Here is a 13,338-nt window from a genome sequence, read left to right on the forward strand (position 1 = left end):
ATGTTTCCATTCCATCGTATCTCATTGTTCTTCCACCCCAAATTTTAGAAGCGTTGCCATCAATCAGCAGTGCTTTTGCTCTCGTAATATTGGTTGGGTACTTGTTGAAATTGACAAGTATCAACTTTGCTCGTTGTCAAATGACCACCTTATTGTGCTGTTCTCCTGCTCGGATCATCACGAATGATCCACAGGAAGCCAGGTGTAGAGCACCCTTTTTCAGATTTAGGTGATCCAATAACACGATTACCTCGTTAATAAGAACTAACGAGGTAATGGTGTTTTAGTGCTGTCCGCAGTGCTCGGAACATCTTTGCTGAAATGCCGGTAATGTGCCGGTTTTTTCGTTCTGCTTCTTGATGGGCAAGTTGCAGTGTTGTGAACCTCAGGGTTAGAGGATGATTCTCTTGTTAACTCGTATCCTAAGTAAAATCGCTTTGGCGATAACAGTGGCGTTACTCGCTGGTTGTCAGGGTGGCGTGCTTGATCCTAAAGGACAAGTCGGTATTGAAGAGAAGCAACTCATTATTGTTGCGACTGTTCTTATGCTGCTTGTTGTAATTCCTGTGATCTTTATGACACTTTATTTCGCTTGGAAATATCGTGAAGGTCGCAATGAGATTTACGAACCAAAATGGTCGCACTCTACAAAAATTGAAGCTATCGTTTGGACGATTCCTATTATCATTGTCATTATTCTTGGCGTGATCACTTGGAAGTCGACTCATGCATTAGATCCTTACAAGCCTCTAAAATCGGACAAAGATCATATCAACGTTCAGGTCGTTTCGATGAACTGGAAGTGGTTGTTTATCTATCCGGATCTTGGTATTGCTTCGGTGAACGAGCTGAGATTTCCAGCTAATGTTCCTGTGTCATTTCAGATAACTTCTGAGGCAACAATGAACTCGTTCTTCATTCCTCAATTGGGTAGTCAAATTTACTCAATGGCGGGCATGATTACTAAGCTTCATTTGATTGCTAATGAGCCTGGTACATATAAAGGTTATTCGGCTAACTATAGTGGTCCTGGCTTTACTGGTATGAAATTTAATGCCATTGCCATGGATAGCGAAGCGGACTTTGATAAGTGGGTTGAAGGCGTGAAAGCCGGGTCTATTAGCGGCGTGAAAAACAACGGCATCTTAGATCAGAGCTCTTACGATGAACTTGCTAAGTACGACTTACATGCTCACGTTCATAAGCCGACACCTGTTCAATATTATAGTTCTATTCAGCCTGGTATTTTCATGAACAATGTTATGAAGTTCATGAAAGATTACGGCACGGTAGACATATTGGAAGGTACCTCTTTTGATGTCCCTAAGATGCGTCAGATGAAGAATAGCAATATGAATCAAGGTGGGATGTCGCATGGTGAAATGAGCCACGGTGAAATGAACCACGGCTCGTCTGAAGATTCATCTCACAAGATGCATATGGAGGAAGACAAATAATGTCTATTCTAGGCAAACTTTCTTTGGACTCAATTCCATACCACGAACCTATCCTAGTAACAACTTTCTGTGTTGTTGCTCTTTTGGCTGTGGTAATTGTGTTCTTGATCACTCGCTATAATAAGTGGGGTGTTCTTTGGAATGATTGGCTGACGTCAATCGACCATAAACGTCTTGGTATCATGTACATCGTACTGGCCTTGATAATGTTGCTGCGAGGCTTCTCAGATGCCATCTTAATGCGTACTCAGCTGGCGCTGGCTACCGATGGTGACCCAGGTTATCTGCCTCCGCATCACTACGACCAGATCTTTACCGCTCATGGTGTCATCATGATCATCTTTATGGCGATGCCATTTATGATTGGTTTGATGAACATCGTAGTGCCGTTACAGATTGGTGCTCGTGATGTTGCCTTCCCGTTCCTAAACAATTTAAGTTTTTGGTTAACGGCTGGTGGCGCTATCCTAATCAACATCTCTTTGTTCGTCGGTGAATTTGCTAAAACAGGGTGGGTGGCGTATCCGCCATTGGCTGGTTTGCAGTTCAGTCCGGACGTGGGGGTTGATTACTACATCTGGGCCTTACAGATATCGGGTATCGGTACAACACTGACTGCCGTTAACTTCTTGGCAACTGTGTTCAAAATGCGTGCTCCTGGCATGAAATTGATGGATATGCCGATCTTCACTTGGACCTGTACTTGGGCCAATATCTTGATCGCGGCTTCTTTCCCAATTTTGACTGCTGTCTTGGCACTGTTGACGCTTGACCGCTATTTGGATTTCCACTTCTTCACAAACGAAGGTGGTGGTAACTCAATGATGTATATCAACTTGTTCTGGGCATGGGGTCACCCTGAGGTGTATATCCTTGTACTTCCAGCATTTGGTATCTTCTCTGAAGTAGTATCGACCTTCACTGGTAAGCGTTTGTTTGGTTATAAGTCCATGGTATGGGCGACAGCCTCGATTTCCATTCTTGGTTTCATCGTATGGCTTCACCACTTCTTTACCATGGGTTCCAGCGCCAACGTTAACGCCTTCTTCGGTGTGATGACAATGGTTATCGCGGTGCCGACAGGTGTGAAATTGTTTAACTGGTTGTTCACTATGTACCATGGTCGTCTTCGTATCACGGTGCCAGTTATGTGGACGCTTGGTTTTATGGTGACTTTCACCATCGGCGGTATGACAGGTGTATTGCTTGCTGTCCCTGGTGCGGACTACGTATTGCATAACAGCTTATTCTTGATTGCCCATTTCCATAACACCATCATTGGTGGTGCGGTCTTTGGCTACTTGGCTGGTTTTGCATTCTGGTTCCCGAAAGCGATGGGCTTCCACCTTAACGTTAAGTTGGGTAAAGCGGCTTTCTGGTGTTGGTTGATTGGTTTCTTCTTAGCCTTTATGCCTCTGTACGTATTGGGCTTCTTGGGAATGACGCGTCGTCTAAACCATACCAATAATCCACAGTGGGATATGTGGTTATACATTGCATTGATCGGTGCACTAGTGATTATGGCCGGTATTGTCTTCCAGCTTCTTCAGTTGTATGTGAGCTTCCGTGATCGTAAAGAGAACCTAGATACAACGGGTGATCCATGGAATGGACATACGCTTGAATGGTCGACTGCGTCGCCACCACAAGTGTATAACTTTGCTGAGATCCCAACGATCCATGATATCGATGCGTTTACTGATATGAAGGAAAAAGGTACAGCTTACGTTCGTAAAGACAACTATGCACCTATTCATATGCCTAAAAACACTAAGGCAGGTATGGCCATTGCGGGTTGTGTGACCGTCATGGGCTTTGCTCTTATCTGGCATATTTGGTGGTTAGCTGCTCTTGGACTATTAGGAGGATTTATTTCTCTAGTCTCTCGTGCTTATACCTCTGATGTGGATTACTACATCCAGCCTGATGAGATCATACGTACTGAGTCGGCACATTTAGATAGTAACAACGTGGCTAAGGGGTAATCATGAGCACGACACATATGAATGCACATATTGCTCACGATGAGCATCATGACCACGATCCAGCACCTCATAACGTGTTTGGATTCTGGTTGTACCTGATGACGGACTGTTTATTATTTGCGTCTCTGTTTGCTACCTACGCTGTGCTCTTTATGAACACAGCTGGAGGTGTATCGAGTAAGGATATTTTTGAACTGGACTTTGTTCTAGTTGAAACAGCCGTGTTACTTGTTTCAAGTGTCACCTATGGTTTCGCTTTGATCTGCGCTCGTAATCACAAGCGTGCTAGTACCTTAATGTGGTTAGGTATTACTTTCTTGTTAGGCTTGACGTTTATCGGCATGGAATTGTACGAGTTCCATCACCTAATTGAGAATGGTAATGGTCCACAAAGAAGTGCTTTCCTATCTGCGTTCTTTACGCTGGTAGGTACCCACGGTTTGCACGTGACTGCAGGTTTGATCTGGATGTTTATCATGATGGTCGAACTGGTTAAGTCGGGCTTCGGTAGCCGAACAGTGACTCGTCTCAGCTGCTTAAGTTTGTTCTGGCATTTCCTAGATGTTGTCTGGATTTGTGTTTTCACTGTTGTTTATCTGATGGGAGCGGTCTAATGAGTGATCATTCTTCTCAAGCCAATTCTCACGTCGGCTATGGGTCATACATCAAGGGTTTCATCCTGTCAGTCATTCTGACAGGGATTCCATTTTGGTTGGTTATGACTGAAGCATTTGATAAAGGGCCAACTTACATTACGATTATTATATTCGCAATCGTACAGATCTTTGTTCATATGAAGTACTTCCTTCACTTGAACTTCTCTGAAGAAGGTAAGTTAGACACTTATTCTATTATCTTTGCTTTTGTGATCATTATCATGGTTGTTGGATTGTCCGTTTGGATTATCTACGCTTCTAACGCGATGATGATGTAAGTGAACGTGATGAGTATGCAGACTTCTTTTATTATAAGTCATGCGCATCCAATGGGAGTCCATAAAGATGTTTAAGCGTTATCTGCAGGTGACTAAACCTGGCATCATTATGGGTAACCTCATCTCTGTTGCGGGGGGCTTCTTTTTAGCCTCTCGCGGCGAGGTTGACTGGATTTTGATGCTCGCGACAGTGATTGGATTGTCGCTGGTAGTGGCTTCTGGCTGTGCCATGAATAACTACATTGACCGAGACATTGATGCAAAGATGCAGCGTACACGTAACCGTGTCACTGTCACGGGTGAAATGTCCGGTAAAGCGGCTTTCTTCCACTCATTGGTAATTGGCTTAATCGGCTTTGGCTTGTTGGCTTACTTTACCAACTGGGTAGCTGTGTTTTTTGCGGGTTTTGGTTACTTTGTGTACGTCGTTTTGTACACCATGTATTTCAAACGCAATTCTGTCTATGGCACCTTTATCGGTAGTTTATCAGGTGCCGTGCCACCTGTGGTTGGTTACTGTGCGGCCTCAGGTCAGTTTGATGCGGGCGCAGCCATTTTGTTAGCGATGTTTTCTATCTGGCAAATGCCGCATTCTTATGCCATTGCTATTTTTCGCTACAAAGATTATGCAGCCGCGAATATTCCAGTATTGCCCGTTGCTGAAGGTATTTCAAAAGCGAAGCGACACATTGTGCTGCACATTGCGGCCTTTGCGATTGTATCCGCTTTATTGCCTTTGACTGGCTACGTTGGGATCGGCTTTATGGTCGTCGCGCTTGCAACCAGTTTGTGGTGGCTTGGTATGGCTCTTAAGGGGTATGCCAAGGATATCGATATTAATGGATGGGCACGTCAGGTGTTTTTCTTTTCCATTTTTACGGTAACGGCTTTAAGTATCACAATGTCAGTGGATTTTAGAGCTTTGCCATCTGACTTTTTGGTTTTTGCTTCAGCGCACTAATGTGTTTCTAAAACGGGCTTAGGCCCGTTTTTTATTATTCTATTTCCGCTTATTTTCTGCCTTTCTTTTTCTTTTGTTACGAATGAATCTTGTGTTTTTGAGCAGCATGTTTAAGACTTGTTTAAATAGTGTTCTTTTGTACCAAGCCGATTATTTGTATTCAAAACAAAGGATTTTGTAATGAAGTGGCTTTTTGTGTCCTTTTGGACTGTACTGATATCTGTCTTCGTTGGCACCGCGAATGCGATGAGTTGCCAAGAGCTGGTATTAGATTTGCCTCAAGGGGTAAGTGCCAAGGCCGATATGCATTTTCCCGATGCTCAGGTGCGTTATCCCTATTGCCTGGTGCAAGGGGCGCTTCCTAAACGCTTGGGTGTTGACGGAAAGCGCTACCAAATAAAGTTTGAACTACGTTTGCCACGCTTTTGGCAAGGGCGTCTTGCCTATCAGTTTAATGGTGGTAATGATGGCGAGGTCAGGCCTGCTCTTGGTAACATGACTGGCCAGATCACGGCCCAGTACGCTGTAAATCAAGGCTTTGCGGTCATTTCCAGTAATGGGGGCCATAATCAGGATAAGGGGGACTCATCTAACTTGGTCGGCAGCGCGATGTTTGGATATGATCCCCAAGCGCGTCGCGATTTTGGCTACGATGTGGTTCGTAAGCTTTATCCCATTGCTCGTTTAATGACGGAGCGTTATTACAACACACCTATTCGCTACAGTTATGGCATTGGTGCCTCCAATGGGGGGCGTGTGGCGATGGTCGCTGCTACGCGCTTTCCGAATTTTTTTGATGGACTCTTAGTTGGGTATCCTGGAATCAATATGCCCAAAGCCGCCCTTCAGCATGCTTGGGATATACAGTCTCTTCATGCGGTCAACGCAGACCTTGCTAAGGCGTTGACCCCTCGGGATTTATCCTTGTTTGTACGAGGACTATTGAGACAGTGTGATGATTTGGATGGTATTCGAGACCATTTAATTTTCGCCTCTAAGGCCTGCCAACGGGTGTTTGAACCCACTTCATTGGTGTGTAAAAGCGAATTTGATCGTAACTGTCTGCCTGTGGATAAAGTCGCTGCGATTATTCGTATGTTTCAGGGGCCTCATAATAGTCGAAACGAAGCTCTTTACTCTAGCTGGGTTTATGATGCGGGGATGCTGTCCAGTAATTGGCGTACTTGGAAAATAGAAAGTACGGTAGATAATTGGTCTCGTAAGCCAATAATCGATGTTCTGGGAGCGGCTTCATTGGCGACGATTTTTATGACACCACCGGTAAAAGTCGCGAGTAACCCGTTTTCACTTGAGCAATTTTTATTGGATTTTGACTTTGATAAAGATGCACCAAAAATTTTCGCAACCAGTCAGAGGTTTCCCGAGTCTGCCATGAGCGTTATGACACCGCCGGATGTGATGGATCCTAAATTGACGGTATTTCGTCAGCATGGCGGTAAAATGATTATTTTCCACGGTAATAGTGATCCGGTGTTTTCAGTGAGAGATACCATGCGTTGGTATGATTACCTGAATTTTAATTTAGCGGGCAAAGCAAACCAGTTTGTTCGTTTTTATCGTGTACCTGGTATGTCTCATGGAGAAGGCGGCCCGACATTGGACCGCTTTGATATGTTAATGCCATTAGTGAACTGGGTAGAAAGGCGGCAACGTCCTAATACCATTGTTGCGGCGACACACCTTCCCAACCCAGAGTTACCCGAGAGCATGATAGGCATTACTCGTCCACTGTGCCCTTACCCGTCCTATGCGGTTTATCAGCGAGGACCTTATGCTTTGGCGAGTTCGTTTGCCTGTGGCGTGGACGCGTACTCTTATTAACGTCCTCCGCCCACGTCGATGAAACCGCCAGTGGTATAGCTGGATTTGTTGCTCAGCAGCCACAAAATTGCTTCCGCTACTTCTTCTGGTTGCCCCCCTCTTTGTAGCGGTAAGTTGGGTCCTATTCGGTCCACTCTACCTGCTTCGCCACCGTCAGCATGCATATCTGTATAAATGAGTCCTGGTCTAACGACGTTGACACGTATGCCGTCGCTGGCAACTTCTAAAGCAAAGCCGCGTGAGAACGAATCGACTGCGCCTTTACTCGCCGCATAGTCCACGTATTCATTGGGAGAGCCATACACGGAAGCCAAAGACGAGACATTAACGATGCTGCCGCCTTGTCCACCTTTGCTGCGTGCCATGTCTTGGAAAGCCTCTTGGCAGCATTGCATGGTGCCAAAAACATTGGTCTGAAAAATACGTTGCCAACGCTCTGGAGTCGTCTCGACAAAAGAGGTTTGTTGATCCAATACTCCGGCACTGTTGACCAACCCCTGAATTGGTCCCCATTTTTTTCGAATCAATGAGAACATTTCTGTTACTTGTGAGGCTTCGCTGATATCGGCTTGTACACAATGGGCTTTTCCGCCAGCAGCGACAATCGACTGTTGAATAGCGTTCGCGGCACTTTCATCATAGCGATAGTTGATAACGACCTCATAACCTTGCTGGGCCGCTAAGGTCGCGGTCGCGGCACCAATGCCTCGGCTACCACCCGTAATCAATAAGATGGGCTGACTCATGATATGTCCTTATGGTTTGTTTATCAGGTTACGACATTAGCAACTTTCTTTTTTAGAAGACAGCGTTTTAGCTCTCAACAGTGTGACTGAAACCGGATCTATTAAGGAAGCATTGCGTACTTTAAATAATGATCATTGAATATAATAAGCTTTGTATATAATAATCAACTCATACTGAATTGGGGGCAATATGACGGATAAAAGCGTAGGTAACAATATTGGTTTCTTAATGACAGATGTGCTGCGTTTGATGCGCCGTGAGTACAACAAAAACTCAAGTGCCATGACGCTCATGCAGGCGAAAACATTGCTTTCTGTCTCCCGTTATCCGGGGATTCGACAAGTTACCTTAGCCGAGCACTTAGAAATTCAGCCGATTTCCTTGGCGCGTTTAATTGATCAATTAGCCAAAACTGGATTGGTGGAAAGACGAGCTGACTCTGCTGACCGTCGGGCTTATTGCTTGTACGTGACCGATGCCGCTGCTGAGCAATTGATGAAGATAAACCAAGCGATTGGTGAAGTGAGACTGAAAGCGTTTGATGGGTTAACCGTGCTTGAAATAGAGCAACTACAAGCTCTTTTAGAGAAAATACACCACAATTTGCAAGATGACCCATCTGAGAATGTTTCGTAATGCGATCGGCTTCTTAATTCAACCAAAGCGACAAAATCGACTCTTTTTGGAGAGCTAAATAACATGAGTGAACAAGACAATAACCCCATCGAGACAAAGCAATCTACCAATCGAGGAAAGCGTCGTCTTTTGTTGATAGGCGTCCCTCTTTTGATCGTTTTGGTCTCAGCCGTCATTTATATGCTGGGCGGGCGTGATGTAGAAACGGATGATGCTTATGTGCAAGCGGATATGACGGCCATTACGAACCAAGTGTCTGGGCTTATTAAAACGGTGGATGTGAAAGAAAACCAAGATGTAAACAAAGGGCAATTACTGTATAGCATTGATGCGAGGCCTTACCAACTGGCAGTGGATAAAGCCAAAAGTCAATTGAACTTAGTCCGCAATAACTTATTAGCCAAGAAAGCCGCTTATCAACAAGAGTTGGTCAAACTTGAATTAGCAAAAACGCAATTGGCCTTTAATCAACGTGAAGAAATACGCCAAGAAAACGTGTTTAAAAAGCATTTTATTTCAGATTCTGATTACGACAAAGCCCAGCAAGCAGTACGTGTCAGCGTATTGAATGTGGCTGAGCTGAAAAACAATATTAAAGAACTGAAAGCGGATTTAGGCGGCAATCCAGACATGCCAGTGGAAGATCAGGCCAACTATAAAATCTATCAGTCTGCACTTGATCAAGCTGAGTTGAACCTAAGTTATGTCAAGGTCGTTGCGCCAAGTAATGGCATTGTTGCGCACCTGCCTCTGGTAGGGGAATACACAAATACAGGGGCGACTCGCATGATGCTGGTGTCAGATCATAAGCGTATTGAAGCGAATTTCACTGAGAAGCAGTTAACCTATGTGAAGCCTGGTCAAAGTGTCGATGTTTCGGTGGATACCTACCCAGGTGTAGTGTGGAAAGGTAAAGTAGAAAGTATTAGTCCTGCCACCGGCTCTCGGTTTTCGGTATTACCTGCACAAAATGCGACAGGTAACTGGGTAAAAGTCGCACAACGCTTGGCCGTTCGAATTAGTATTCAAGATCAACCTGGTATGCCAGTGCTTCGAGATGGCATGAGTGCCGATGTGACGATTGATACGAATCACCACCGCAGTTTATTTGGTATCCAACTGTAAGGTGGAGCTATGACAAATAATCAGTCCTCAACCAGTCACAGAGGCTTTCAGATGACCGTTAATACGCTGATGATCACGCTTTCTGTGATGTTAGCGACCATTATGCAGGCGTTGGATACCACCATAGCCAACGTTGCTTTGCCGCATATGAAAGGATCAATGGGGACGACACAGGATCAAATTTCCTGGGTGTTGACTTCCTATATCGTAGCGGCAGCAATCTGCATGCCTCTGACGGGCTTTGTGGCCTCACGAATTGGCCGTAAGCGTTTGTTTATGGCCTCCGTAGTGGGTTTTACCATTTCATCTATCCTCTGTGGCGCGGCTCAATCGCTGGATCAAATTGTCTTGTTTCGATTGTTACAAGGGGTGTTTGGTGCCAGCCTAGTGCCTTTGTCTCAGTCCGTCTTATTGGACACCTACCCAAGAGAAAAACACGGTTCTGCCATGGCCATGTGGGGTGTGGGGGTTATGGTTGGGCCAATTTTGGGCCCTTATCTTGGAGGGGTTCTGACAGAGTATTATAGCTGGCGTTGGGTGTTCTACATCAATGTTCCATTTGGCATTATCGCTTGGTTTGGGATCGCTCGGTATGTGAAAGAAACCGAAATTGATCTGTCCCGTAAGTTTGATTTGTTTGGCTTTGCACTGTTAGGGATTTGTATTGGCGCGTTGCAGTTGATGTTGGATCGGGGACAATCCCAGAACTGGTTTAATAGTCCAGAAATTATCATTGAATGTATGCTCACCGTGATTACTGGCTATATGTTCATTGTGCATGCGTTTACTCACAGCCATCCCTTTGTTGACCCAGGGATGTTTCGGGATCGAAACTTTACGGTAGGCATGATTTTTATCTTTATTGTAGGGGTGATTTTATTAACCTCCATGTCTCTTTTACCGCCCTTTATGCAGGATCTCATGGGCTATCCCGTGATTTCTGTTGGTACGATTTTAGCCCCTCGTGGTTTTGGTACCATGGCGGCCATGTTGGTGGTAGGGAGGTTGTCGGGTAAGGTCGATCCTCGCTATATGATCACCCTAGGTTTAGTGTTGGTTATTATCTCCTTGTGGCAAATGACGCACTTTACGGCCGATGTCACGGCGTTCACGATTATTTATAGCGGAATGATACAAGGAATGGGATTAGGCTTTTTGTTTGTTCCATTATCTACAGTCTCTTTTGCTACGTTGAATCCGAAATACCGTAATGAAGGGACAGCAATGTTCAGTCTGTTACGTAACATAGGTAGTAGTATCGGCATTTCGGTTGTGACCACCTATCTTGCACAGCGAGTACAAATTAATCATTCTGCATTTGCTGACTATATGACCCCTTTTAACCTAAATTTGAATGTGGCACAGCAAGAAGGTGTACTGAATACACAGACCACTCAGGGGTTGGCGTACCTTGATCAAATAGTGAACTCACAAGCGATGACTTTGGCTTATTTGCAAGACTTTAGGTTTGTGATGTGGGTCGCGATTTGTGCTTTGCCTTTGGTCTTTTTAATCAAGGGAGAAGGCAAAAAAGCCAAGTAAAAGACCGAGCTATTTGTCGAAAAGGCGCAATGGCATTTTTCATTAGCGCCTGCTGACCCTTTCAATGATGATCTAGCGACTTAAAGTACGGAGTTCACAAAGTTTTTCAGCTCGTCGGTTTGCGGATTGGCAAATACCTCTTTCGCAGGACCTTCTTCCCAGACTTTACCTTGGTGCATAAAGACGACTCGATCGCCCACATCTCGAGCAAAGTTCATTTCGTGGGTCACCAGCACCAGTGTCATGCCTTCTTTGGCAAGTTGTTCTAGTACTTTTAGCACATCGCCAACCAGTTCTGGATCAAGTGCCGAGGTGATTTCATCACACAATAACACTTTCGGGTTCATGGCTAAGGCGCGGGCGATGGCGACACGTTGCTGTTGTCCGCCAGAAAGCTTCTCTGGGAAACTATCAAACTTATCCGCTAAGCCGACTTTGTCGAGCATGGCTTTGGCGGTTTCCTGCGCTTCCTGCTTGCTTTTTTTGAGAACGATGGTGGGCGCTAACATGATGTTTTCGCCGACCGTTAAATGAGGGAAAAGGTTAAAGCTTTGGAAAATCATCCCGACGCTACGGGCCAATATTCTGACTTGAATCTCTTCTGTCGTCACTTCTTTGCCATCGACTGTGATGCCGCCTTTTTGGTATTTTTCCAAGCCGTTCATACAGCGCAATAAAGTGCTTTTCCCTGATCCACTACGACCTATGATGGAGATCACTTCACCCGCTTTTATATTGAGGTTAATGCCTTTTAAAACGTGCAGATCGCCGTAGTATTTGTGTACTTCATGAATATTAACGAGAGACATTGAATTTCTTCTCCAAAATTTTACTGGTCAGCGATAAGGGATAACACAGTGCAAAGTAAATGAGGGCGACAAAGGCAAAGACTTTGAATGGCTCAAAGGTGGCATTATTGAGCATAGTGCCGGCTTTGGTGAGCTCCACAAAACCAATGACTGAGGCTAAGGCTGTGCCTTTGACAACCTGTACGGAAAACCCGATAGAGGGAGCAAGGGCGACTTTAAACGCTTGTGGCAATACCACATAGCGCAGGGTTTGTAGAAAGCTCAGTCCTAAACAACGGGAGGCTTCCCACTGGCCTTTTGGTAAGGTGTCGATACAACCACGCCAAATTTCCACCAAGAAAGCACTGGTGAACAAGGTCAAAGAAAGGACGGCGGCGTTCCACGCAGAAATATTTAGTCCCACCAAAGACAAACCGAAGAAGCAAAGGAACATTTGCATTAATAGCGGTGTACCTTGAAACACTTCCACATAAAGTTTGATCAGTCCTGCCAGCGCCGGATTTTTAGTCAAACGAGCGGCCGTCAAGCACAAGGCAACACTGATACCACCAGCAAACGCGGCCAGGGACAACAGAACTGTCCATTGAGTGGCAATTAATAAGTTACGAATAATGTCGTAGTTAGAAAACTCAATCATCTTTCTGCTCGATAAGAGAACAATCTCTTTCCAATGAGGTTAAAGGCTTTACGCATGAGAATGGCTAAAAACAAATATAGGAATGCCGTGACCAAGTAGCTTTCAAAGCTGCGAAAGTTACGGGATTGTACAAAGTTGGCTGCATAAGTTAGGTCTTGTACTGAAATTTGTGACAGTACCGCCGAGCCCAGCATGACTATAATGCATTGACTGGTAAGGGCCGGATAGATCTTTTCGATTGCAGGAATGATGACAACACGAAACAAGGTTTGTTTAAAACTTAAGCCAAGTACTTTACCCGCTTCCCATTGTCCTTTTGGTGTGGAAGCAAGGCCGGCACGTATGATTTCTGTGCTGTAGGCGGCAAGGTTCACCACCATAGCAATGGTACCTGCTTCCCAGGCGGAGAGCTTGAAGCCAATACTCGGTAAACCAAAAAAGATAAAAAACAGTTGGACGATAAAGGGCGTATTACGAATGAGTTCTACGTAGACATTGACGACGCGTGACAGCCAGGTTGCGCCGTATTGGCGAGCCACCGCAAATGTGACTCCCAATACCAAGCCCAAAACCGTTGCTAACAAACTGATTTCCACAGTGGTTATTAGGCCATGTATAAATACATGGCTATAGGGTAAAAGAGCGGCAAAATCTAACATGGAG

General features: G+C 45.0%; 13 protein-coding genes. 9 read left to right on the top strand and 4 right to left on the bottom strand.

What is annotated here, in order from left to right:
- Nucleotides 1–398: 398 nt before the first annotated feature.
- The 6 genes from cyoA to MSP8886_RS01440 all read left to right on the top strand — a co-directional run bounded on the left by cyoA (nt 399) and on the right by MSP8886_RS01440 (nt 7,179).
- Complete coding sequence (gene cyoA, locus MSP8886_RS01415) at nt 399–1,457, top strand: ubiquinol oxidase subunit II (protein ID WP_067011960.1); 1,059 nt, start codon at nt 399–401, stop codon at nt 1,455–1,457.
- Nucleotides 1,457–3,442 (top strand): cytochrome o ubiquinol oxidase subunit I, encoded by a 1,986-nt coding sequence (cyoB, locus tag MSP8886_RS01420; protein WP_067011962.1) that lies wholly within the window; start codon nt 1,457–1,459, stop codon nt 3,440–3,442. The genes cyoA and cyoB overlap by 1 nt, the downstream gene beginning before the upstream one ends.
- A gap of 2 nt (nt 3,443–3,444) precedes the next feature.
- Nucleotides 3,445–4,056: a cytochrome o ubiquinol oxidase subunit III gene (gene cyoC / locus MSP8886_RS01425; protein ID WP_067011964.1), complete on the top strand. Its 612-nt coding sequence runs from the start codon at nt 3,445–3,447 to the stop codon at nt 4,054–4,056.
- On the top strand, nt 4,056–4,376 hold the full coding sequence (gene cyoD, locus MSP8886_RS01430) for a cytochrome o ubiquinol oxidase subunit IV (RefSeq protein WP_067011966.1): 321 nt from the start codon (nt 4,056–4,058) through the stop codon (nt 4,374–4,376). The genes cyoC and cyoD overlap by 1 nt, the downstream gene beginning before the upstream one ends.
- A gap of 67 nt (nt 4,377–4,443) precedes the next feature.
- Entirely contained in the window at nt 4,444–5,337 is an 894-nt protein-coding gene (cyoE, locus tag MSP8886_RS01435; RefSeq protein WP_067011968.1) for a heme o synthase, read from the top strand.
- Between the two features lie 180 nt (nt 5,338–5,517).
- Nucleotides 5,518–7,179, top strand: a complete 1,662-nt coding sequence (locus tag MSP8886_RS01440; RefSeq protein WP_067011970.1) for a tannase/feruloyl esterase family alpha/beta hydrolase — start codon at nt 5,518–5,520, stop codon at nt 7,177–7,179.
- Here the strand turns inward: MSP8886_RS01440 and MSP8886_RS01445 are convergent.
- The gene (locus MSP8886_RS01445; protein WP_067011972.1) at nt 7,176–7,925 is read right to left on the bottom strand and encodes an SDR family oxidoreductase; all 750 of its coding nucleotides are present in this window, start codon (nt 7,923–7,925) and stop codon (nt 7,176–7,178) included. The genes MSP8886_RS01440 and MSP8886_RS01445 overlap by 4 nt on opposite strands.
- Nucleotides 7,926–8,115: 190 nt before the next feature.
- Here MSP8886_RS01445 and MSP8886_RS01450 point away from each other — a divergent pair, with 190 nt between their 5' ends.
- The 3 genes from MSP8886_RS01450 to MSP8886_RS01460 all read left to right on the top strand — a co-directional run bounded on the left by MSP8886_RS01450 (nt 8,116) and on the right by MSP8886_RS01460 (nt 11,229).
- A complete protein-coding gene (locus tag MSP8886_RS01450) occupies nt 8,116–8,562 on the top strand; it encodes a MarR family winged helix-turn-helix transcriptional regulator (protein WP_067011974.1) in 447 nt (148 codons plus the stop codon).
- Between the two features lie 63 nt (nt 8,563–8,625).
- Entirely contained in the window at nt 8,626–9,687 is a 1,062-nt protein-coding gene (locus tag MSP8886_RS01455; RefSeq protein WP_067011976.1) for an HlyD family secretion protein, read from the top strand.
- A 9-nt stretch (nt 9,688–9,696) separates the two neighbouring features.
- On the top strand, nt 9,697–11,229 hold the full coding sequence (locus MSP8886_RS01460; protein WP_067011978.1) for a DHA2 family efflux MFS transporter permease subunit: 1,533 nt from the start codon (nt 9,697–9,699) through the stop codon (nt 11,227–11,229).
- An 80-nt stretch (nt 11,230–11,309) separates the two neighbouring features.
- On the opposite strand, the gene MSP8886_RS01465 is transcribed toward MSP8886_RS01460, so the two are convergent.
- The 3 genes from MSP8886_RS01465 to MSP8886_RS01475 are packed head-to-tail and all read right to left on the bottom strand — an operon-like array spanning nt 11,310 to nt 13,334.
- On the bottom strand, nt 11,310–12,038 hold the full coding sequence (locus tag MSP8886_RS01465; RefSeq protein WP_067011980.1) for an amino acid ABC transporter ATP-binding protein: 729 nt from the start codon (nt 12,036–12,038) through the stop codon (nt 11,310–11,312).
- Complete coding sequence (locus tag MSP8886_RS01470; RefSeq protein ID WP_067011982.1) at nt 12,025–12,675, bottom strand: amino acid ABC transporter permease; 651 nt, start codon at nt 12,673–12,675, stop codon at nt 12,025–12,027. The genes MSP8886_RS01465 and MSP8886_RS01470 overlap by 14 nt, the downstream gene beginning before the upstream one ends.
- Nucleotides 12,672–13,334 (bottom strand): amino acid ABC transporter permease, encoded by a 663-nt coding sequence (locus MSP8886_RS01475; RefSeq protein ID WP_067011984.1) that lies wholly within the window; start codon nt 13,332–13,334, stop codon nt 12,672–12,674. The genes MSP8886_RS01470 and MSP8886_RS01475 overlap by 4 nt, the downstream gene beginning before the upstream one ends.
- Between the last annotated feature and the right edge of the window lie 4 nt (nt 13,335–13,338).

Origin of the sequence: Marinomonas spartinae (assembly GCF_900089775.1) — a bacterium.
Classification (GTDB): domain Bacteria; phylum Pseudomonadota; class Gammaproteobacteria; order Pseudomonadales; family Marinomonadaceae; genus Marinomonas; species Marinomonas spartinae.